This is a genomic window from Streptomyces sp. NPDC001393, assembly GCF_053597455.1.
In genome coordinates, this window is the sequence record NZ_JBSFIH010000066.1 from 11,985 (window position 1) to 32,296 (window position 20,312).

Genomic DNA, 20,312 nt, shown 5'->3' on the forward strand with positions numbered 1-20,312 from the left:
TCCGCATGTGCACTCGGCTGCGCACAGCAGAAGGCGGCGGCCGGCCCTGGGTCTGCGCACCCGGCAGAACACGCGCAACCGTTCAGCTACGGCTGCCTCCTGGAAGGACGCGCGCCTGATCCGTCGGCGGCTTCATGTCTGTGCTGTCCCTGGCTCGTTCCGGCACCGGACTCCTCACCGCGGCGGCTCAGGCGTGCCCCTTGTCCAACCCGTGGTCGGGGCTGTGGTCGGGGCGACCATGAGCCCGACCACGGTTTTGTGTCCCCATCGTGACCGTGGTCGGGCCTTCATGGTCGGTGGTCGGGTCGGGTCCTGCGGGTTTTCTCAAGGTCAGCAAGCACACGTTCTGACCTGGGAGTTTGACCATGTCACCTGGCAAGCAGGCTTCGGATAGCGAGGCCGCTGCTTCGATGGCCGCGGGCGCCCGGCTGGAGAAGATGCGGCGGCGCGTGCGCCTGTCTCGTCTGGCCTTGTTCACCGCGATCGCTGCCGGGCCTGTCGCCCTGGGCGTCGCCGTGCTGTCCGGCCCGACCACGGTCGCGGCCGCCCCCGGGGCCAGGCCCACGGCCGTGCGTACCGCGGCCGCCGTGGCCGACCCGGCGGGCTATGCGCAGCTGTTCGTTGGCGCGTGGCTGCGCAGCAGCACCGACGACGCCACGAGTGCGCAGGCGCGGCTTGCGCAGTTGCTCGCGCCGGACGTTGATCTGCCCGCCCCTGGCGCCGGTGCGCAATCGCGGCTGGAGTCGGTCACCGCTGTGCGCAGTGCGCAGCGTGACGCCGGCCAGTGGGCGGTGACGGTGGCGGCGCAGTACGCCGACGGACGAGTGCGCTACTTCGTCGTCCCCGTGGCCACCGACGTGGCCGGTGATTCGTTCACGGTGACCGGCGCGCCCGGTGTGGTGGCCGGCCCGGCGCGGGCCGCAGTGGCGAAGTCGGTGTACTCGGTGACCGTGCCGTCCGGCAGTGATCTTGCGTCCGCAGTCGGACAGTTCCTGGGCGCGTATCTGACCGGTGCCGGTGAGGTGGACCGCTACCTCGCGCCCGGGGTGAAGCTGTCGCCGGCCTCTCCCGCCCCGTACCAGGCGGTCACCGTCCAGCAGGTCCTCGCTGCCGAGGAGGCAGCGGCCGCCGAGTCCGTCCCGGCCGACGGCACCACGGTCCGCATCCTCGCGCAAGTTCAAGGCCAGGACGACGCCGGGCGCTGGCCGCTGGCGTACGAGCTCACCCTCAGGGCCCGCTCGGGCCGGTGGGAAGTCGCAGCTCTGGAGTCCGGCACTGCCCGTGACGGGGGTGCCCGATGAACACGGTGCACAGCCTGGTGCTCGCCGGGCAGCTCAACGATCTCGGCAACTCGTGGATCAACATGTTCAAGGACTGGGCGACCAAGGGCCTGCAGGCCGGTCTGATCTGCCTAGTGGTCGTCATCATGATCCAAAGGTTCAGCCTCAAGGCGGGGATCGGCGCGCTTCTGCTGATGGTGATCGCGCTCGGTTTGTACAACTCGCGCAACGACCTGGCGAACATGTTCACCGACGAGGTGAAGAACCCCTCCAAGGGCGCGCCCGCCGTCCCCGGCATCGTCCGCTCCGACCTTCCCGCTTCCCGTGACCACTCCGCCGGCCCGGGAGGCTGGCTGTGAGCGCGACCGCCACGGCGCGAGTGGGCCGCTTCTACACCGCCGCCCGCCGGCACCCCTGGGTGCTGGGGAAGGTCGCCGACTGGAAGATTCCGCTCGGCCCGTACACGCCCGCGCAGATCGCGGTCGCGGTCGGCGGAGGCTTCCTTCTCATCAAGACGATCCCGTGGTGGTCGTGGATGGGCCCGGTCCCGATCGTCGCGTGGATCCTGGCCATCTGGACGGTGCGCCGGCCGAAGATCAAGGGCCGGGCCCCGCTGCAGGCGGCGTTGGGCTGGGTGTCGCTCGCCGGGCAGCCACCCGGCGGCCGCATCGGCGGGCGCGCTGCCCGGGACCGCACAGCCCGTGTACTGCTCGGCGGTTTCACCGTCGAGGACGACCCCGCCACATCGTCGTCTTCCGTGGCTGCGCCGGCTCGGCCCCAACCCCCCGCTGCCGACCCCAGGCCGCGCCGTAGCGGCGCATCCCGCACCTCCACGCGTCGGCGCCCGGCAGTGCGTACGCGCCAGGAGCCGGCGGGGCCGGTGTCGGGTGTGCAGCAGTTGCTCGCCCTCGCCCAGCACAGTGAGGGTGCGCAGTGAGGGTGCCGATCCGTCACATCGCCGGTCACCTCGTGTGGTCGACGCACGGCAGCGTCTGGGCCCTCTACCGGCTGCACCCCGGCCCGGACGCAGACGGCCGCCGCGAGGAGACCGTCCTGGGCACCTATGTACCGGCCGCAGTGCGCGACGAACAGCTCGCCAAGGTCACGCATCTGGTCCGCTCCCTGTCCGGGACACCGCGCCTGTTCGGGCTGTGCGCCCAGGTCGATGCGGGCGAGATCGCGCTGCGCATGATCGAGGGCATCGAGCCCGGCGAGACGACGGCCGGCAACGGTGTGCATCCCTGGGTGGAGAACGTCGAAGCCACCCTGGACCTGTTGAGCGAGCAGGAGATGCACCGCCGCACGCTGTGGCTGGCCGTGCCCCTGCACACGGATACCGCGAGCGGGCAGGTGGCCGCCTCGCTGGGCGCCATGTGGGCTGACGTCGCGCCGATGCTGGGCATGCGGGCCGCTCCCGTGGCCCGGCGGGAGGTGACCGCCTACCGCGAGCAGGCCTTGCGCGTGGAGGCTGCCCTCGCCGGCGGCATCGGCTTCCGTCCGGCCCGCCCGGCGGAGATCGTGTGGGTGATCCAGCACGCCCTCCACCGCGGCCTGCCCGAACCCCTGCTCACCGAGGCCGAGACCAGCGATCTGTACGGCGGGCAGATCCGTGACGGGATACTGCGCTCCCCCAGCTACGCCGACCTCGGCCAGGTCCGCCTGCAAGAAGGCGGTATCGACCCCGAACTCGACGACGTCGACGAACTCAAGAGCGCAGGACGGCTCACGCGGTCGGGCCGCAAGGCCTGGTGGCGGGTGAACACCGGTTCGCCGCTCGGGCGACGCTGGCTGCAAGTCGAGTCCGATACGGGAGTGGGCTACCAGGCGCAGCTCGCTTTGGCGGAGTGCCCGCCCGCGGTCAGCCAGGACGCCGCCGACCTGTTCGCCCAGCTCGAGACGTTGGACTTTCCCGTCGACTACACGGTCGACCTCACGCTGGTGCCCGCGGAGAAGGCCCGTGAGCAGGTGCGGCGCAAGAAGAACGAGCTGATCGACCAGGCCGACCAGTACGACGCCCGGCCCACCGGCATGCCCGCCTCCCTGACCGAGGCCGCCCGCGACCTGGGCGAGCTGGACGCCCGCCTGTCGCGCACCTCCGTCGAGGTCGAGGTCCAGTCCGTCACAGTCCTCACCGTGTGGGGGCCGACCGCCGCCGTCTGCGACGCCCGCGCCCGGGCACTGGCCGCGCTGCTCGGCGGCGCCGACTACCGGGCCGTGCGCCCGGCCGGACTGCAGGAGGCTCTGTTCACCCTGGGCCTGCCCGGCACGGTGCGGCCCGGCGTGGTGCGGGAGTTCACCCAGCACCAGGTCTCCGAGGACTGGGCGCTCGGCGGCGCCTTCACGGCCGCAGAGGTCGGTGACCCCAACGGGATGTTCCTCGGGATCGACCTGGGCAGCGGCACCACCCGCCCCGTGATGATCAACGTGGCGGATGCACCGAAGCAGGACGCCTCCGCCTCCATGGGAATCGTCGGCGATCTCGGCGCGGGCAAGAGCGTCCTGGAGAAGCTGATCGCGGAGGCGGTGTGGGCGCGCGGCGGCTGCGCGATCTGCATCGACCGCACCCCGGTGCGCGAGTGGGCCACCTTCGCCCGCACCGCCGCCAAGGGCCGCTGCCAGATCATCGACGCCGCCCAGGCAGAGGTGTCCATCGACCCCCTTCGGATGTTCGACGGGCCCGAGGGCCGCCACTACGCCCTGTCCTACCTCACCCTGCAGCTGGGCATCGGCCCGATGAGCACCAATGGCGAGGTCCTGCACCACGCCGTCGAGCAGGCCGCCGTCGGCGACAGCCCGTCGATGCACCGCGTGCTCGAGGTCCTCGAGGAGATGGCCACCCGCGAGATGGGCAAGCGGCAGGACGCGGCCGCCACCCTCGCCGGTCTCATCCGGGTGGTGGCCACCAACCCACTGGCGGCTATGGTGTTCGACCCCACGCTGCCGCCGGTCCGGCTGGACGCCTCCAGCGCCTCCGACATGATCGTCATCACGACCACAGGGCTGAAGCTGCCGCCCAAGGCTGCGTTCGACAAACCCGAGGTCCTGCACCAGCAGCCGCTGGAGGCCCTCATCGGGCGCGCGGTGCTGTATCTGATCGCGGCGGTCGCCCGGCAGACCGCGTTCGAGGACCCCGAGCGGTTCACCGCGGTCGTTCTGGACGAGCTGTACTGGCTGACTTCATCCGCCGAGGGCACCGCCCTGGTCCACGAGATCCTCCACGACGGTCGCAAGCACGGCGCCGGCCTGCTCGCCGGTTCCCACGACGCCGAAGAGCTCGGCCCCGACCGAGGACTGATGGCCTACCGGGCGCTCGCCCGCACCGCCGACCGCGAACGCGCCCGCCGCGGACTGGAGTTCATCGGGCTGGACTCCACCAACGAAGAACTGGTGCGGCTGGTGACCACCGGCCTGTCCCCCGTCGGACACAACGGCCGCGAAGGCGAGTTCCTGTTGACCTGCCCCCGGCAGAACACCGGCCGCATCAAGGCGGTCATCCCCCGCATTGCGCGTATCGCCACCTCCATCACCACCACACCAGGACGCCGCGCCCCTGCCGGACCTCCACCGGCTGCCGTGTCTGCCCCGCACACCGGCCAAGCCGCTACTGGCCGTCCGAAGGAACACCTCTGATGACCACTCTCTCCCCCAGCCGCCACCAGCGCATCGCCACAGCCGCGACCGTCCTCACGGTGATCGCCATCGCCGCCGGCGTACTCGTCGGGGCCCTGACGATGGGCGTGCCGGAAGCCTGGTGGCCGCACACCGGGCTGGCCTTCGCCACCGACGCCCACACGGCACACCACAACCCGTGTGACCTGATCGTGGGACCGGCCAAGGCGTACTGCGAGCGCGGCGCCAAGAACACCGACGAGCACCACGGTGCCGCCGCGGCAGCGTGGAGGCTCGTGCCGGCCGGCGCAGGCCTGGCCGCCCTCCTGGTCTGGCGCAGCCGGAACGCCACCGGGCGAAGGCGGCGTTGAGATGAGGCGCCCAGACCGCGGCACGCTCCGCGCAGCCGGCTTCGTCGTCCTGCTCACCGGCGTGTTCGTTGTGGTGAACACCCAGGTCGTGTACGCGGCGAGCAGCAGCGGTGAGACCGGTGACCTGCTCTCCCCGCTGAACATCACCTCCTCCGAGGGTGTGCCGATCGACGGATACGACCTGAACGCTTCGGGTGGCTCCATCGTCAACTTCAAGGGACAGGCCCTGGCCTTCGCCCTGTCCGGGCTGTTCACTCTGATCCGGCTGCTGGTCGGGCTGGCGGGGTGGGCCATCGAGCTGGCCTTCCGGTTCCCGCTGCTGAAGATCCTCATCCATCCGGCGCAGAAGGTTGCCGACACCTACGACAACATCGTCGTGGACACCCTCGGGCTGAAGGGTCTGCTGCTGGCCTGGGCGTTCGTGTTCGCCGGTTTCATGATCGTGCGGGGCCGGGTCGGCAGCGGTCTCGGCGAAATCTTCCTGACGCTGCTGATCGGGGCGTTCGCCGCCTCGGCGTTCATCCGCCCCGACTACCTGCTCACGCAGGACGGGCCGCTGGGCCAGACCCAGCAGGTGGCCGCCGACGTGGCCCAGCAGTCCGTCAACTCTTACGACTGGGGGGGAAAGATCGCCAGCAAGGGCCCGTGCGACGGCATGGCCGGCAACGCGGAGATCAAGTGCGAACAGCGCCAGGGCGAAGGACCAGTCTCCGCGGACGAGGTGGCCCGCCCGATCCAGGACTCGATCACGAACGCCCTGATCGTCAAGCCGTACATGCTGCTGGAATACGGGCGCATCCTCGACCCCGCCAGGCCTGCCGACCGCAAGGCCTACGCCGTTCACCTCAAATGGGTCACCGGCGGGTACATGCCGACCTCGACTCCCTCGCAGAAGGCGAAAGATGCCTGCAGCGACATCATCGGTCCGGCCAAGAAGTACTGCGAACGTGACGTCGACGGGGCGCCGAGCAGCACGATCCATAACCTCCCGGAGCTCACCCCCGGAGGGGATCTCCTCGACTCTTCCAACGCGATCGTCAGCGACGAGGACCAGGCGTTCGCTGCGTTCCTGGCCGACATGAAGAAGGCCGGCCCGGTCGGCAGGTCGTGCGCCGACTACGCCGAAAAGCCCACCTGGTGGCGGGTCGGCGGGGCCGCCCTGCTGCTGGTTGCCGCGCTGTTCATCTGCGGCATGCTCCTCTCGAGCGCGATCGTGCTGCTCGGCACACAGGCCCTGTGCGTCGGCGCTGCTGCCGCCGGGGGCGTCGCCTTCGTCGCCGGTATGCTGCCCGGCCCGCCCCGGCAGTCGGTGTGGAAGTGGCTGTCCCTGTGGGGGATCGCGATGCTCGCGATGGTCTCGATCTGTGCCTTCGTGCCGTTCTTCGGCATCGCGGTGGACGCCACCATCACCAATGGCCCGCAGCTGATGGTGGAGCGGATCCTGCTGATCGACGTACTCGCCATCGCCGGCGCCGCCGGGCACCGGCGGCTGCTGACCGGCATCTCCTCCTTCGGGCGGCGCATGGCCATGCGGATGCGCTACGCCAAAGTCGGCGGCACCCACATGCCGGGCGATACCTCCGAGCTCGGTGCTGCGCTCGCCATGAACTCCCCCGCCGCGCTGGGCGGCTACGGGGGCGGGTTGCGTGCCTTCACAGGTGGCGGTGGCCGTTTCGGGATGCTCGGTACCCGCCAGCGGCTGATGGGTGCGCTGACTTCCCTGTTCGACGGGGCGGGCATGCCGGTCGACACCAGTGGGCTGCTCGCGGATGCCACCGCCGAGGCCGGGCGCGGACTCGCCCCGCTCACCGCGGCGGCGGCCGTGGGCGGGCTGGGGACGCGGCTGGGCGCGAAGGGCGCTTGGTGGCTGCTGGTCGGCCGCCGTCCGGACAGGGATCAACTGGCCAAGTGGCGCAAGCCCACCGCCAGCGGGGATCCGCAGGACGGCGGTCCTTCGGGCGGCGGTCCGGGCGGCCCGGGCGGCAGCAATGGTCCGCGCAGACCCGGCGGTCCGCCCGACCGGTACCGCAACGACCAGGGCCAGATCGTCGACCGCAACACCGGCCAGGTGCTGCACGACCAGAACGCCGACCGCACGCTGCTGTTCACCCGCGCCCACAACCGGCTGGTCCGCTTCCGTGGCTACCGGATCCTGCACCGGGGCGGGCGAGTGGCCTACGGCGCGACGGTCGGGCTGCCGGCCAATGTGCGCCGCGGCAGGTCGGGGGGCTCGCGCTATGCCCAGGACGCCCGCCGGCAGGTGCGTGTGTGGGGCAACACCGTCCGCGAGGACGGCCGGGCGTGGGGGGACACGGGCCGTCATGTGGCCCGGGTCGTGAGGGAAGCCGACGACGCGGGCGGAATGGGCCCTCTCGCCAGCCGGCGCCTGCCCGCTCGCCCGGCACCGGCTCCGCGGCCGACCGGTTCCGCCAGTTCTCCGGGCCGCAGGCGACCGGCCTCGCCAGGACCCACGCCGCCCGCCTCCGGGGTCGGATCCGGCACCCCTCCGACGGCCCCGCCCGCTTCCCCGACGCGGCTCGGCGGCGGTGCGCCCCGGCGCCCGGCGGCCCCGCCCTCGAACGGGCCCGGGCCCGTCTTCCCGGGAGGCGGAGGCGCCGGTAACAGCACCCATGACGAGGCCCGGGCCCGGTTCCAGGAGCTGATGCGCAGGACCGAGGCCGACGCCCAGCGGTTGCGCCGCCGACGTGACCAGCGGCGCGGCGACGGCGGTGAGGGCGAGTGAGGACAAGACGGCGCCTGGCGCGGTGGGGATGTGTAACGGCGCTGCTGCTGTTCGCCGCTGTGTGCTGTGCCGTTCCGGGCGGGAACGCGATCAGCGCGTATGTCGCGATGAAGACCGGCGCGCAGGACGATGGCGGGATCGCCGAGGGCGGCAGCGCGGCAGACATCCCTCCCCGGATGCTGACCGCCTACAAGAAGGCGGTCCAGCAGGTCGGGAAGCATGTGCCGAAGTGCCGTGGCATGCGCTGGGCGATCCTGGCCGGGATCGCCAAGGTGGAGTCCAACCATGCCATCAGCCACAGCATCGCTGACAACGGTGACATCCGCCCGAAGATCTACGGGGTGCTCCTCAACGGCTCCAGTGTGGGTGGCAACACGACGGTGGTCCCCGACAGCGACGGGGGCAAGTGGGACGGCACCTCGCAGGGTGACAGGGCCGTGGGCCCGTTCCAGTTCCTGCCGTCGACCTGGGAGTCGATCGGCCAAGACGGCAACGGCGACCGCATCGCCGATCCGCAGAACGCCGACGATGCCGCGCTCAGCGCCGCAACCTACCTCTGCGGCAACGGCCGCGACCTGGCTCAGCGTGCCCAGCTCGAGGCAGCGATCCTGGAGTACAACCACTCGCAGGAGTACCTGGCGAACGTACTGGGCTGGATCGACCAGTACACGGCGGCCGCCAAGGATCCGGACCTGAAGAACGTGACGGGGAAGGTCCGCACCGTGATCGAGGCGGCCCTCTCGCAGCAGGGCGTGCCCTACTCGTGGGGCGGCGGCGACGCAGACGGCCCGTCCTACGGGTCCTGCTGCACCAGCAGCGGCAAAAGCGGAGCAAACATCAAGGGCTTCGACTGCTCGGGCCTCACGGCGTACGCCTACGCCAGGGTCGGCATCAACCTGCCGCGTACGGCAGCCGCCCAGGCCGGTGTCGGTCAGCGGATCCCCGCCAGCCTGGGCAAGGGCGCCTTGAAGCCAGGTGACCTCGTCTTCTACGCCTACGCGCCGGGCCGTGACTCCACGATCTACCACGTCGGGATCTATCTCGGAGGCGGCCAGATGGTCAACGCCGCCCGCCCAGGCACGGTCGTACGCCTGGACGCGGTGGACGCGATGTCCGGTTTTGCGGGAGGTGCCCGGCTGCTATGACCACCACCGAGCCGCGCTCCCCGTGCTCTCCGGGCTTCCTGCTGATCACCACGGTGTTCCTGGCCGTCGCAGGAGCCGTCCTCCTGGGGCTGCCGCACAACTCCCCCACGCACCAGGCGGCCTCAACTCCGTCGCCCAAGGCGGCCGTCACCGCCTCGCTGCCCGCCCCCGGGCGTCCGGCCCCGGAGGCTACACACCAGAACACCGAGACTGCCGGCGCTTCCGTAGAGGGGAACGGTGCATCACAGCTGCCGCCGCACGGCGAAGGCCCCGCTGGCGATGCGGCCATCCAGAAGGCTTTGGAAGCCGCCTGGCCCGCCGACCTTCCCCCGGATGACGAGCGCCAATTGCTGGCAGCCGGGCGCGCTCTGCTGCGCGCGGACGCCACCGGGATCGGCCGGGCGAAGTGGCCCAGGGTCTTCCCCGACGCCAGCCAGCACCCGGCCCCGGCGTTCGCGACAGCCCGGATCCAGGCGGCCATCGCCCGCCGCGACGGCGCCGACGACCAGGCGGTGGTGCACCTGGTGTGGGCCGGCGCCGACCGCGGCGACACCTTCACCGACGACCACATCACCGACTGGCACTTCACCCGCAGCACGTCGAAGAAAGGAGCGTCCACGTGGATTCCGAAGCCCTGTACCTGACCGGCCAGGCCACCGAGTCGGCATCCGGGACAGTACTCGGCCTGTTCACCGGCATCATGCACACCGCCGGCTGGGTGGTCACCTACTGGTGGGTGCCCGCCACGGCCGCCGTCATCGTGTGGGCCGTGAGCGAGATAGCGGTGCGCCACCTGGCGCGGAAGGCCTCGGCCGAGCGGATGGCGCTGGAGCTTGTACCCTCGCGCCACTTCGACCCCGGCTTGGAAGAGATCTTCCGCCGCGGGGTACAGCTGGCCCGGGCGTCGACCAGTATGCCGTGGTGGGCGCCGCGCCGTACGAAGGCGGTGCAGATCCGGCTGCGAGCCGACGGATCCAGCCCGCTGCGCTATCGCATCGAAGGCCCCGCGGGCGGCGAACGCCTGCTGTCGATCACCCCGTTCGGCCCTGCCGTCACCGTCAATCAGGCCCGTCCCCTCGTCGACAAGCCCCGTAAGCACATAGTGCGGGCGGAGTTCATCCTGCGTGGCAAACCCACGGCCCCGCTGCGTGAGGTACCGCTGGCTCCCGACCCGTTGCAGCCTCTGATCGACGCCGTGTCCGACCTGCGTGCCCAGCTGGGCGACCTGGCCGAGATCCGCCTCGGCATACAGCGGGCCCCCAAGTGGGCGCTGCGGGCACGCCGTCTGCAGCTGATGGCAGGCGCCCGCCGCGCGGAGCGGCGCGAGGCCCAGCGGGCCGCCCGCTGGCTGCGCAAGGACGCAGGCGGCATCGAGGACTCGCTGACGTGGCAACTGCAGCAGCTGGTCGCAGGCAAGCAGAGCGGGGGCGGGCGCCGTCTGGTCATGCCGCCTACTCCCCGCCGGGTGGACCCGGCCGACGCGCTGGGCAAGCTCGCCGAGGACGACCACCTGGTCCGCGTGCAGTTGCTCGTGATGTGCGCGTCGAACACCGAGGGCCGCGCCCAGGCCCGGCTCGCCCAGATCCAGGCCGCGCTGGACGTATTCGGCGGCGGCTCACGGTGGGCGATGCGCGGGTGGCGGGTGGGCCCGTGGCGATTCGGGGCCGACCGCTGGCCCAGCCGCCGCGGCTTCGAACGCCGCTGGACGCTGGGGCACTGCCAGCCGCCCCGGCCGAACTGGGTGCGCCTTGAGGAGCTGACGGGACTACTCAAGCCGCCCACCGTGCACTGCCGGCTGCCGCTGCTCGCTTCAGACCTGCCAACCTTCGAGTACGGGGATCCCGAGCTGCTGCTGCAGGGCATCTACCGCGGCCCGGACGGCCGCAGGCGCCTGGTCGCCACCTACGCCAAGGAGACGCTGTTCGAAGTCGGGGTGGGCAAGGCCGGCGGCGGCAAGACCGAACGTGCCCTCGCTCAGGCGATCGGGTGGGCACACGCCGGCGGCGGGCTGATGTTCGTCGACCCCCACCGCGACTCCTGGCCTCGCGCCCTGCCGTTCTTGGCCCACGACCACCTCATGCAGCGGATCGCGCTCATCGACCTCAACGCCAATGGTCCCGCCCCACAGGTGAGTTCGTGGAACCCGCTGGGCATGCACCAGGGCCAGGCGGCGCACGAGGTCGTCGAGGCGGTCACCGACGCCTGCGCGGCCGCGCTGGGCTGGGACGACGCCAGCGCACCCCGCGCGCTCACCATCCTCACCGCCGCCCTGGCCGTGCTGGTGGCCGTCAACCACATGGCCTGCGCGGCTGGGCGGCCGGAGGATCAGGCCACCGTCTTCCACGTGCGGGCGCTGCTCACTGACCCCGCCTTCCGTACCGCGGCACTGGCCACGGCGGAAGGGCGCCTCGATGAGGAGACCTTGTCCTGGTGGCGGACGGTGTTCCCGACGCTGCCTCCTGACGCGTTCGGCGTCGTCCTCAACCCGATCACCCGCCTTGCCGCCAACCCCGTCACCCGTGCCTTCCTCGGGCAGCCGGCCGGTATCTACAACATCCGCGCCGCGATGGACTCGCGGATGATCGTGTGGGTGTGCCCGGGCGGGAACGGGCCCACCGACCGGCTGATCACCGCTCTGCTCGCCCGGGACCTGCTGCGTGCCGTGCGCTCCCGCCGCGACACCCCGGAAGACCAGCGAGTGCCCTTCCGCCCGTACTTCGACGAGCTGATCACCCTGACCGGCGCGGCCCCGGAGACGATCGCCGCGATGTTCGAGGACTTCCGCAAGTACAAGGTCCACGTTCACGGCATGACACAGCTGCTCGGACGCCTGCCCCAGGCAGTGCGGCTGTCCCTGGTCCAGAACGCCTCCACCCTGGCATCCACAGCCGGCTCGCAGTCTGCCATCGCTGCGATCACCTCGGAGTGGGGCGACAAACCCAGCCCGGACGTCGTCGCCACCCTGGACCGGTTCGAGCACTACATGTCGCTGACCGTCGAAGGCCGACGCATCGGCCCCGTCCGGATCACCGGCCCCCACCTGGACGAGGTTTTCGCCGACCACGCCCGCCCCCGCCAGGCGGCGGCACTGGAACGCTCAGCCCTGGCAACGGCCGGCGCGGCACCTCTTGCCACGCTCACGGCCCGGGCCACCGACCAGCTGCACCGCGTGAGCGACTTCCTCACCCAGCACGCCCCCACCACCGCACCGGCCATACGGCTGCAGAAGAAGGGATATCAGTGACCACCGCCATCGAGACCGTGTCCCCCAGGCGCACTCCAAGCCCCATCGAGCCGCTGCCGCATCAGCTCCTGGCCGCACTCAGCCAGCACCGCATGGCGACCACACAGCAGCTCCACGACCTGCTGCGCCCCGGCACTGCACGACAGACCCTCTCCGCGCCGCTGAACAGACTGCGCCGCGAAGGCCTGGTGGACTACACGGTGCTGCCGCAGTCCAACCGCTCCCGGGCCTGGTACCTGACGAGCGAGGGCACACGGCTGACCCGGGACTTCCCCGCGCTGTGCGGACGGCCCCCATATCCGCTCACCTCGGCCACAGCCGCGTCGTTGAAGACGCCGCACACCCTGACCGTGTTCCGCACCCACCTGGCGTTCGTCGCCGACGCCCGCCGGCGCGGAGACGAACACGGTCACCTGGACTGGACGCCCGAGGTCTCCCACCCGCTCAGCGAAGGCGAAAAGATCATCACGGACGTGGTGATGCACTACACCCTCATCGGTGACGATCAGCGCACGAAGCTGCGGGCGTTCGTCGAAGTCGACCGCGCGACCATGGGCAGCGAACGCCTGGCGGCGAAGCTGATCGAGTACGCGCGGCTGTGGGCGTACGAGCTGCAACCCGTCGGCCGACCACGCTCGCGGCAGCCCGCCGCTCCCGGGGCGGTGTGGCTGCGCTGGTATTCCGTGTTTCCCCGGGCGTTGTTCGTGCTGACCGGGGCCTCCCGGTACGTCCTGCGCAACCGGATCAGTGACCTGTAGGCCATGGTGGCGGAGCACCCCGTCGATGATCCGGGGCCCGTCGTCGGTGATCAGGACGTTCGCCGGTTTGAGGTCGCGGTGGACAAGCCCGGCATTGTGGATCGCGATCAGCGCCTCGGCCAGGCCGGCCGCGAGCATCCGCAGCGCGGAGGGGTTCAGGGAGCCGTGCTGCTGGACGTGCCCGGCGAGGTCCGGCGCGTCGAGGTAGGCGGTAGCGATCCACGGCGTGGGAGCGTCCGGGTCGGCGTCGACGACGGGGGCAGTCCAGAAGCCACTGATCCGGCGTGCCGCGTCGGCCTCGCGCCGGAACGCTCCCGGAATGCGGGATGGGCGGCGCACTCGACACGGACCGTCTTGACGGCGACCCGGCGGCCCCGGGCGACTGGGCGAGATAGACGGCCCCCGTACCGCCGGTGCCCAGACGGCCCAGGACCTGGAAAGGGCCGATCCTCTCGGGTTCCCCGGGGTAGCGCTCAAGCAACCCTGCATCCCTCCGCGGGGGTGTGTCGTTGGCCTAGTGCGGATGGTCTCAACGTACCGGCCAAACAGGGGATTAGCGCACGTGATGAGTGAAGGGACAGACCTACAAATCGACTTCAGGTTCCGAAAGTGACCGGTTGCGTACCGAGTTGTGCGAGTGAACTCAACTATCGAGCTGGGAAGTTGACTGGCATATGCGTAACCTTGCGATCACGCAAACGCATTACCGCAGCTGGACCAGGCCGCGGTTCTGGGCCGCCTCATGCCGGAGGCCGAGGGCAGCGGTCGACCGCACCGCGTCGTACGGGGAGACCACGTGACAGCTACACAACGACGCTCCACGGGGCACAGGATCGCCACTGTTCGCACCCGGAAGCACGCAACTGCCTTGCTCCTCGCCGGCAGCCTCCTGACGCTGGCCGGGTGTAGCGACAGCGGCTCGGACACCTCGTCCAAGACCAGCCCTAGCCCGACGGCTGTCTCACCGTCCCCCAGTTCCACTGTCGACGCCGAGGACGCCGCCGTCCTCGCGGCGTACCAGAGCTCGTGGGACGCCCAGACCCAGGCCTACAGCAAGGCCTCCTCGGCGGGCACTGACCTGAAGAAGAACACCACCTTGCGAGCCCTGTTCGATATCGAGCACGACCTCGAGGTCATGCGGAAGGCCGGACAGGTGACCACGGGCAAGCCGGTGATCAATCCAAAGGTCGTGAAGGTGACCGAGGCCAAGATCCCCACGGCCACGGTGACGGACTGCATCGACACGACTCACTGGATCCTGACCGACAAGGCCTCGAAGAAGCCGGTCCCGTTGCCCACGACGCGGCTCATCAAATACGTCAGCACCGCAACGCTTGAAAAGTGGGGGAAGACGTGGATGGTCACGAAGTTGACCGCTCAAGAGCAAGCCTGCTAACCCGCCGCCTCGCTGTACTGGCCGGCGCCCTTGCCCTGGCTTCGGCAGGCGTCGCACACGCTGGCGATGGTCCTGACGTCGGCGCCGGTAAGTGCCAAGTCATCAAGTTCTGCGTCGATGTCGGTGTCGGTGACAAAACCGGCGGCAGCGGCGGGCAGAAGGGCAGCTCACAAGGCAGCGACAGCGGCGACAGCAAGCTGGAGTGCAAGTACCAAAAGGTCGATCCGAAGCCTCCGGCCGCATGGCCGGGGTGGAAGGGCGCCGACCCCAAGAAGAACGACGTGTACTTCTACGGGTGCACGGACGGCGGCCAGAACAACCCGGACGGTTTTGTCGTCGTGCCGCTGGGGAAGCCTCCGGTGCCGCAGGTGGACCCCCGGGTGCTGGCTCAGCGTGCAGTGGACTCCATGACGTTGCTCGGCCCGGACATCGCCAGCCCGCGCGCGGCCGGGAAGTACACCGTGGGTGTCCCGATGTGGATGTGGGTCAACCAGAGCGCCACGACCTACGGACCGAACACCGCGTCGGCCACGGCAGGCGGGGTCACCGTCACCGCGACCGCGGAGGTGTCGAAGATCGTGTGGACGATGGGCGACGGTGCCTCGGTGACCTGCACCGGCCCCGGTACCCCCTACACGTCGTCCGAGGGCATGGCCCAATCCCCGACCTGCGGACACGTGTACTCCAAGACATCGGCGGGTGCCCAGAACGGCAAGTTCCCGGTGACCGCGACCTCGACGTGGACGATCAACTGGCAGGGCGGCGGACAGGCCGGCCAGCTCGCCGAGGTCCGGCAGACCAACGTGCAGGTGGCGGTCGGCGAAGTACAGGTCGTCAGGTAACGCCGCCGGAAGGACAGAACGGTGAGCAAGACCCAAGTAGACACAGCTCCGAACGGCGTCCCGCAGCAGGGACGCGTGGCCGGGCCCGTGGCCCCGCCCCGAGTCTCAGCTCGCAGGCGACGACCGGGTGTCATCGCCCTGTCGCTGGCGCTGATCGCCGCCGGAGGCGCCGGTGTTGCCGTCCTGCTGCTCCAGGTCGGCAACCGCACCGACGTGGTGACCGTGGTCCGCGACGTCCAGGTCGGCCAGGTCCTCACCCAGGACGACCTGGGCAAGGCGTCCGTCGCCCTGGACCCGGCGGTCAAGGCAGTGCGCGCCGACGACCTGAAGTCGGTAGTGGGCAAGCGGGCCGCGGTGGAGCTCAAGCCCGGCTCCCTGCTGGCCCCCTCGCAGGTGACGAAGGACAACCTGGTGAAGGCCGGCGAGCAGCTGGTGCCGATTGGCCTGGAGCCCAAGCAGATCCCGGCCACAGCTCTGGTGCCGGGCCAGAAGGTACAGCTTGTGCACGTCCCGGCTCAGGGAACGACGGATACCGGCAAGACGTCCGACGCCGCGCCGCAGACCATCGACGGCCGGGTCGTGAAGGCATCCGGCGCCGCCCCGGGTACGGGCATCATGGTCGTCGACGTGGCCACCTCCGCCTCCGACGGCCCCACGGCCGCTGCATGGGAGGCGGCGGGCACCCTGCGCCTGGTCCTTGCTGCCCCGGACGGTAACTGATGGCTGTGATCGCGCTCGCGGGCTGCAGCGGCGCGCCCGGCGTGACCACGAGCGCTCTCGCTCTGCTGCTGTCGTGGCCGCTGGAGGCGGGCCGGCGGATGATCCTGGCCGAGTGCGACCCGGACGGCGGGGCCGTGCTGCACGGCCTGCTGCAGGGCACGCTCGGCGACCGGTACGGGCTGCGCAACCTCTCGGTCGCCGCCCGCAAGGGCGAGTTCAGCGACGCCTTCTGGCGGCAGCTGATCGACCTGAGCAGCGAGGACGGCAAGCAGGACTCCCCACGCGACCGGCTGCTGCTGCCCGGCATCACCGACCCCTCGCAGTCGGCGAGCCTGGGCCAGGTCTGGAAGATCCTCGCGCAGATGTTCCGCGGCATCGAGGCCGAGAGCGGCCACGACGTGCTCATCGACCTGGGCCGCCGCGGGGCGTACGGGCCCTCCGGGGTCCTGGCGGAGCAGGCCGATGCCACGGTCGTGGTGGTCCGCAACACCCTGCGCTGCCTGCAGGCAGCAGAGGGCCGCGTACGCGCACTGGAAGAGCGCGTCGGCGACGTCAGCGTCCTGATGATCAACGAGGGCCCGTATCCCGCTGGCGAGGTGCAGCGCGTGCTGCAGGTCCCGGTGATCGCCACGCTGCCGTATGCGCCGAAGGACGCCCGTGTGCTGTCCGACGGGGTCGAGCAGCCGCGCCACTTCACCAGGTCGCCGCTGATGAAGGCCGCCCGCACGGGCAGCACGCTGCTTGTTCAGCGGGCCGCCCTGCGCCGGGCTCGCCTCGATCCGCGCGGCCTGCACGCGGCAGGCGGGGAGGTGACCCATGCGCGCTAAGCCCCTGCATCCCGACCCCACGGTGGCGCCGATGGCCCAGCAGTGGGTGCACGAGAGCAACGGTGCGTCGGCACCGGCCGGTGCTGCCTCGAGTACCCAGGTGCTCGGTACGGCGGCTCCTCAAGTCACTGTCGACTACCGGGTGGCGAGGGAGATTGCGTCCCAGGTCGCCAGGCAGCGCGAGGAACTGCTCAAGACCAAGCCCGACATGGACCGGGCCAGCGAAGAGCAGCGGTGCCTGAACTGGATCGCCGAGGCGGTCGCGCTGTGGTCGGACGCGCAGGCGATGACGCCGCAGGAAGACGAGGCGTTGCGGCGCGCGGTGTACGACCTGCTCTTTCGGGCCGGCCGGCTCCAGCCGTACCTGGACGATGACCGGGTTGAGGACATCATCATCCAGGGCCCGCACGAGGTGTGGCTCGACTACGGCGACGGCGAACGCCGCCGGGTCGGCCCGATCGCGGACTCCGAAGAGGAACTGCTGGAGCTGCTGCGTGAGTTGGCTCGGGGTTCAGGGCACAGCGAGCGCACCATCTCCACCGCGAACCCCACCCTCGCCCTGTCTCTGCAGGACGGCTCGCGTCTGCAGGCCATCACCGGGCTCGGGCCGATGACGTATGCAGTTATTCGTCGCCACCGCGTCTCCCACGCGAATCTCGATGACCTCGTCCGGCTGGGCACCATCGACCCGATCCTGCGCGAGTTCCTCGGCGCCGCCGTACGCGCCGAGAAGAACATCATGATCGCGGGGAAGCAGAAGGCCGGGAAGACCACGTTGATGCGGGCGATGCTCAAGGAGTTCGACCCGGAGTGCCGGTTCGCAACCATTCAGACCGAGGACGAGCTGTTCGCCCACGCCAACGGCTACCACAAGCAGGTCGTGTCTCTGGTGGGTCGTGAGTCCAACGGGGAGAAGGACGTCACCGGGCGCGGCGCGGGTGAGGTCACGCTGCTGGACCTGATGCATCCCGCTTTGCGGATGTCGCTTGAGCGGATCGTGGTCGGCGAGGTCCGCGGCCCGGAAGTCGTCGCCATGATGCAGGCGTTGACGAACGGGTCGGGCGGCAACCTGTGCACCATCCACGCGCGTCGCCCGGACATCATCTTCGACCGGATCGCCGAACTGTATGCGCTCGCCCAGGAGAACCTCTCCGAGCAGCTCGCCTACCGGCAGACCGCCAACGGCTTGGACTTCATCGTGTACGTCGACATGACGGACGAGACGCAGATCGGCGGACGCCGGCACCGCTACGTCTCCCACGTCCTGGAGCTGACCGGGATCGGCGAGAACGGCCGGCCCGCCACCAATGAAATCTTCTCCCCCGGCCGCGAGTGGGGAGAGCTGCGGGCGGTGCCGAGGATGGACCCGGGCTGCATCGACGACCTGCGCCGCGTCGGCTTCGACTCCGGCCTGCTGCAGCAGCCTTACGGGGCCTGGCCGGCGCCGCTGCCGCTGAAGGTGGGGGTGAGCCGATGATCCTGCTGTTCGCCCTGCTCAGCGGCATGGCCGTGGTCGGCGGGCTGATCGGTGTCGTGGCGGGTGTCATAGGCACCAGTGCGCCGCGCAGGGCTCCGCTGCTCAAGCGCTGGCAGGCGGCCCTGCGTGGTGGGAAAAATCGAAGCGAGGACGCTCGGCTGCGGCGGCGGACCCTCATGGTCGCGTCCGTCGTGGTCTTCGCGGCCGTGTGGCTGATCAGTGGGAACTTCGTCGGCGGTGCGCTGCTCGGCACGGCCGTCATCGGCGTGCCCTGGCTGATCACTCCCGCGCAGATGGCGCAGGAGCGCATCGGTCAGCTGGAGGCGCTCAGCGAGTGGACGCAGCGGCTGGCCGGTCTGCTGAGGCTGGGCATGGGCCTGGAACAGGCGATGATCACCAGCCGTCAGGGGGCGCCGGACGAACTCGCCCCGCAGATCATCAACCTGTCCGACCGGCTGCGCCTGGGGTGGCGGCCGGAGGGTGCGCTCCGCGCGTTCGCCGAGGAACTGGACGACGTCACCGCGGACAAGGTGACCGCGGCACTCATCCTGTCGGTCAACGATCGCGGCCCCGGGTTGGCGCAGGCGCTGGAGGACCTTTCGGGAACCGTCCGCGAGGAGGTCGCCCGCAAGCGCGCCATCGAGGCGGATCGGGCCAAGCCCCGCACCACGGTGCGGTGGATGACCATCATCACCGTGGGCGTCGTGGTAGCCGGATTCTTCGTTCCGTCCTACACGAAGCCGTACTCCACACTCCTCGGACAGCTCGTGCTCGCTTTCCTGACCGCCGGGTTCGTCGGCGTGCTGGCCTTGATGCGGCAGCTGGGCAATTTCCGTCGTATCCCGCGCTTCCTGATCACTGACCCGACCAGCACCGTGCGACTGCCCGCGCCTGCCCCGGAGCCGGACGTGCCGATCGCTGCCCGGGAACCGGAAGGAGCCGCATCGTGAACCTGTTCCCCGTTGTTGTGACCGGCGGCACGGTCGGCGCAGGAGTCGCGTTGTTGATCCGGGAACTCCTGCAGCCTCAGCCGGCGTTGGGACCGGCTCTCCAGCGCAGTGTTCCGGCAGCGTTGACGATGCCCGAGCCAGAGCTGGACCGCGAGGAGTTGTGGGGCCGGTGGCTGCTGGCCCGCCTCGAGCGGCTCCCGGGTGTGAAGGTCCCCACCACGAACCTGGCCCTGCTCGGGCAGGGGCCGGGCCAGTTCATGCTCAAGAAGACCGCGTTCGCCGCGCTGGGCCTGCTCTGCCCAATGATCGCCACCATTCCGTGGATCATCGCGGGCGTCGGCCTGCCGTTCTACGTGCCCGCCGGCGTCGGACTCATCGTCGCAGGACTGCTGTTCATCACGCCCGATCTCGCCGTGCGGGACCAGGCCAAGCGGGCACGGGAGGAATTCGCGCACGCCCTGTCCGCCTACCTCGACCTGGTCGCGCTCAAGCGGGCCGCCGACGCCGGGCCCGCCGAGGCGTTGGAGAAGGCTGCCGAGGTCGGCGAGGGCTGGCCCTTCCTGTACTTGCAGGGCGCGCTGCGCAGGGCCCGGTTGGAGAAGATCCCGCCGTATCAAGCGCTCACGGAGCTCGCCCACGAGTACGACCTGCCCGTCCTGGACGACGTCGCTGACATCATGCGCGGCTCAGCTACCGACGGTGCCGCCGTCTACAAGGCGCTGCGGGCCCGCACCGCGGCGCTCAACGCCGAACTGCTGGCCGATCAGGCCGCGGAGGCGAACGCAGCCAGCGAGAAGATGACCGCGCCGGGAGCCCTGCTGGCCGTCCTGGTGATGCTGCTGATGGCGTTCCCCGCAGTGATCCGCATGCTGACCGTCTAAAGACCACTTCGACTCGTTCAACGCTCCAGAGAGGCAAAGGAACATGAAGCACACCGCAGCCCGCACCCG

At 70.4% G+C, this 20,312-nt stretch carries 16 protein-coding genes and 2 pseudogenes; 17 read left to right on the plus strand and 1 reads right to left on the minus strand.

The genetic code is table 11. The features are described from left to right. Nucleotides 1–365 precede the first annotated feature (365 nt). The 10 genes and pseudogenes from ACWC2T_RS39945 to ACWC2T_RS39990 all read left to right on the plus strand — a co-directional run. Nucleotides 366–1,301: a conjugal transfer protein gene (locus ACWC2T_RS39945; RefSeq protein WP_450675235.1), complete on the plus strand. Its 936-nt coding sequence runs from the start codon at nucleotides 366–368 to the stop codon at nucleotides 1,299–1,301. Next, nucleotides 1,298–1,639: a hypothetical protein gene (locus tag ACWC2T_RS39950; protein WP_450675236.1), complete on the plus strand. Its 342-nt coding sequence runs from the start codon at nucleotides 1,298–1,300 to the stop codon at nucleotides 1,637–1,639. Before ACWC2T_RS39945 ends, ACWC2T_RS39950 begins: the two co-directional genes overlap by 4 nt. After that, nucleotides 1,636–2,217: a hypothetical protein gene (locus tag ACWC2T_RS39955; protein ID WP_450675237.1), complete on the plus strand. Its 582-nt coding sequence runs from the start codon at nucleotides 1,636–1,638 to the stop codon at nucleotides 2,215–2,217. Before ACWC2T_RS39950 ends, ACWC2T_RS39955 begins: the two co-directional genes overlap by 4 nt. Further along, nucleotides 2,214–4,910, plus strand: coding sequence for an ATP-binding protein (locus tag ACWC2T_RS39960; RefSeq protein WP_450675238.1), 2,697 nt, complete (start codon nucleotides 2,214–2,216; stop codon nucleotides 4,908–4,910). Before ACWC2T_RS39955 ends, ACWC2T_RS39960 begins: the two co-directional genes overlap by 4 nt. Continuing rightward, nucleotides 4,910–5,260: a hypothetical protein gene (locus tag ACWC2T_RS39965; RefSeq protein ID WP_450675239.1), complete on the plus strand. Its 351-nt coding sequence runs from the start codon at nucleotides 4,910–4,912 to the stop codon at nucleotides 5,258–5,260. Before ACWC2T_RS39960 ends, ACWC2T_RS39965 begins: the two co-directional genes overlap by 1 nt. A gap of 1 nt (nucleotide 5,261) precedes the next feature. After that, nucleotides 5,262–8,003 carry a hypothetical protein gene (locus ACWC2T_RS39970; protein ID WP_450675240.1) on the plus strand — a complete coding sequence of 914 codons (2,742 nt, stop codon included), beginning with the start codon at nucleotides 5,262–5,264 and terminating at the stop codon, nucleotides 8,001–8,003. Nucleotides 8,004–8,110: 107 nt separating this feature from the next. Beyond that, a complete protein-coding gene (locus ACWC2T_RS39975; RefSeq protein ID WP_450675241.1) occupies nucleotides 8,111–9,148 on the plus strand; it encodes a C40 family peptidase in 1,038 nt (345 codons plus the stop codon). Beyond that, entirely contained in the window at nucleotides 9,145–9,792 is a 648-nt protein-coding gene (locus ACWC2T_RS39980) for a hypothetical protein (protein ID WP_450675242.1), read from the plus strand. Before ACWC2T_RS39975 ends, ACWC2T_RS39980 begins: the two co-directional genes overlap by 4 nt. Beyond that, complete coding sequence (locus tag ACWC2T_RS39985) at nucleotides 9,768–12,392, plus strand: ATP/GTP-binding protein (RefSeq protein WP_450675243.1); 2,625 nt, start codon at nucleotides 9,768–9,770, stop codon at nucleotides 12,390–12,392. Before ACWC2T_RS39980 ends, ACWC2T_RS39985 begins: the two co-directional genes overlap by 25 nt. Further along, nucleotides 12,383–13,147, plus strand: a pseudogene (locus tag ACWC2T_RS39990) (replication-relaxation family protein); the annotation flags it as partial. The gene ACWC2T_RS39985 and the pseudogene ACWC2T_RS39990, both read left to right, overlap by 10 nt. Before the next feature lie 84 nt (nucleotides 13,148–13,231). Here ACWC2T_RS39990 and ACWC2T_RS39995 read toward each other — a convergent pair. After that, nucleotides 13,232–13,639: pseudogene (locus ACWC2T_RS39995) on the minus strand (hypothetical protein); the annotation flags it as partial. A gap of 379 nt (nucleotides 13,640–14,018) precedes the next feature. Between ACWC2T_RS39995 and ACWC2T_RS40000 the strand changes: the two are divergent. The 7 genes from ACWC2T_RS40000 to ACWC2T_RS40030 are packed head-to-tail and all read left to right on the plus strand — an operon-like array spanning nucleotide 14,019 to nucleotide 20,243. After that, nucleotides 14,019–14,546 carry a hypothetical protein gene (locus ACWC2T_RS40000; protein WP_450675244.1) on the plus strand — a complete coding sequence of 176 codons (528 nt, stop codon included), beginning with the start codon at nucleotides 14,019–14,021 and terminating at the stop codon, nucleotides 14,544–14,546. Further along, nucleotides 14,492–15,388, plus strand: coding sequence for an ATP/GTP-binding protein (locus tag ACWC2T_RS40005; protein WP_450675245.1), 897 nt, complete (start codon nucleotides 14,492–14,494; stop codon nucleotides 15,386–15,388). Before ACWC2T_RS40000 ends, ACWC2T_RS40005 begins: the two co-directional genes overlap by 55 nt. A gap of 21 nt (nucleotides 15,389–15,409) precedes the next feature. Continuing rightward, nucleotides 15,410–16,108 (plus strand): SAF domain-containing protein, encoded by a 699-nt coding sequence (locus tag ACWC2T_RS40010; protein ID WP_450675246.1) that lies wholly within the window; start codon nucleotides 15,410–15,412, stop codon nucleotides 16,106–16,108. Beyond that, nucleotides 16,108–16,935: a hypothetical protein gene (locus ACWC2T_RS40015; RefSeq protein ID WP_450675247.1), complete on the plus strand. Its 828-nt coding sequence runs from the start codon at nucleotides 16,108–16,110 to the stop codon at nucleotides 16,933–16,935. Before ACWC2T_RS40010 ends, ACWC2T_RS40015 begins: the two co-directional genes overlap by 1 nt. Continuing rightward, nucleotides 16,925–18,412: a CpaF family protein gene (locus ACWC2T_RS40020; protein ID WP_450675248.1), complete on the plus strand. Its 1,488-nt coding sequence runs from the start codon at nucleotides 16,925–16,927 to the stop codon at nucleotides 18,410–18,412. The genes ACWC2T_RS40015 and ACWC2T_RS40020 overlap by 11 nt, the downstream gene beginning before the upstream one ends. Then, complete coding sequence (locus ACWC2T_RS40025; protein WP_450675249.1) at nucleotides 18,409–19,362, plus strand: type II secretion system F family protein; 954 nt, start codon at nucleotides 18,409–18,411, stop codon at nucleotides 19,360–19,362. The genes ACWC2T_RS40020 and ACWC2T_RS40025 overlap by 4 nt, the downstream gene beginning before the upstream one ends. Then, the gene (locus ACWC2T_RS40030) at nucleotides 19,359–20,243 is read left to right on the plus strand and encodes a type II secretion system F family protein (RefSeq protein ID WP_450675250.1); all 885 of its coding nucleotides are present in this window, start codon (nucleotides 19,359–19,361) and stop codon (nucleotides 20,241–20,243) included. The genes ACWC2T_RS40025 and ACWC2T_RS40030 overlap by 4 nt, the downstream gene beginning before the upstream one ends. The last annotated feature ends 69 nt before the right edge of the window (nucleotides 20,244–20,312 follow it).

What these genes read in the sequence shown, in the direction of transcription:
- ACWC2T_RS39945 (WP_450675235.1), top strand. Translation starts at nt 366, where the DNA reads ATGTCACCTGGCAAGCAGGCTTCGGATAGCGAGGCCGCTGCTTCGATG.
- ACWC2T_RS39950 (WP_450675236.1), top strand. Translation starts at nt 1,298, where the DNA reads ATGAACACGGTGCACAGCCTGGTGCTCGCCGGGCAGCTCAACGATCTC.
- ACWC2T_RS39965 (WP_450675239.1), top strand. Translation starts at nt 4,910, where the DNA reads ATGACCACTCTCTCCCCCAGCCGCCACCAGCGCATCGCCACAGCCGCG.
- ACWC2T_RS39970 (WP_450675240.1), top strand. Translation starts at nt 5,262, where the DNA reads ATGAGGCGCCCAGACCGCGGCACGCTCCGCGCAGCCGGCTTCGTCGTC.
- ACWC2T_RS39975 (WP_450675241.1), top strand. Translation starts at nt 8,111, where the DNA reads ATGAAGACCGGCGCGCAGGACGATGGCGGGATCGCCGAGGGCGGCAGC.
- ACWC2T_RS39980 (WP_450675242.1), top strand. Translation starts at nt 9,145, where the DNA reads ATGACCACCACCGAGCCGCGCTCCCCGTGCTCTCCGGGCTTCCTGCTG.
- ACWC2T_RS40015 (WP_450675247.1), top strand. Translation starts at nt 16,108, where the DNA reads ATGGCTGTGATCGCGCTCGCGGGCTGCAGCGGCGCGCCCGGCGTGACC.
- ACWC2T_RS40020 (WP_450675248.1), top strand. Translation starts at nt 16,925, where the DNA reads ATGCGCGCTAAGCCCCTGCATCCCGACCCCACGGTGGCGCCGATGGCC.
- ACWC2T_RS40025 (WP_450675249.1), top strand. Translation starts at nt 18,409, where the DNA reads ATGATCCTGCTGTTCGCCCTGCTCAGCGGCATGGCCGTGGTCGGCGGG.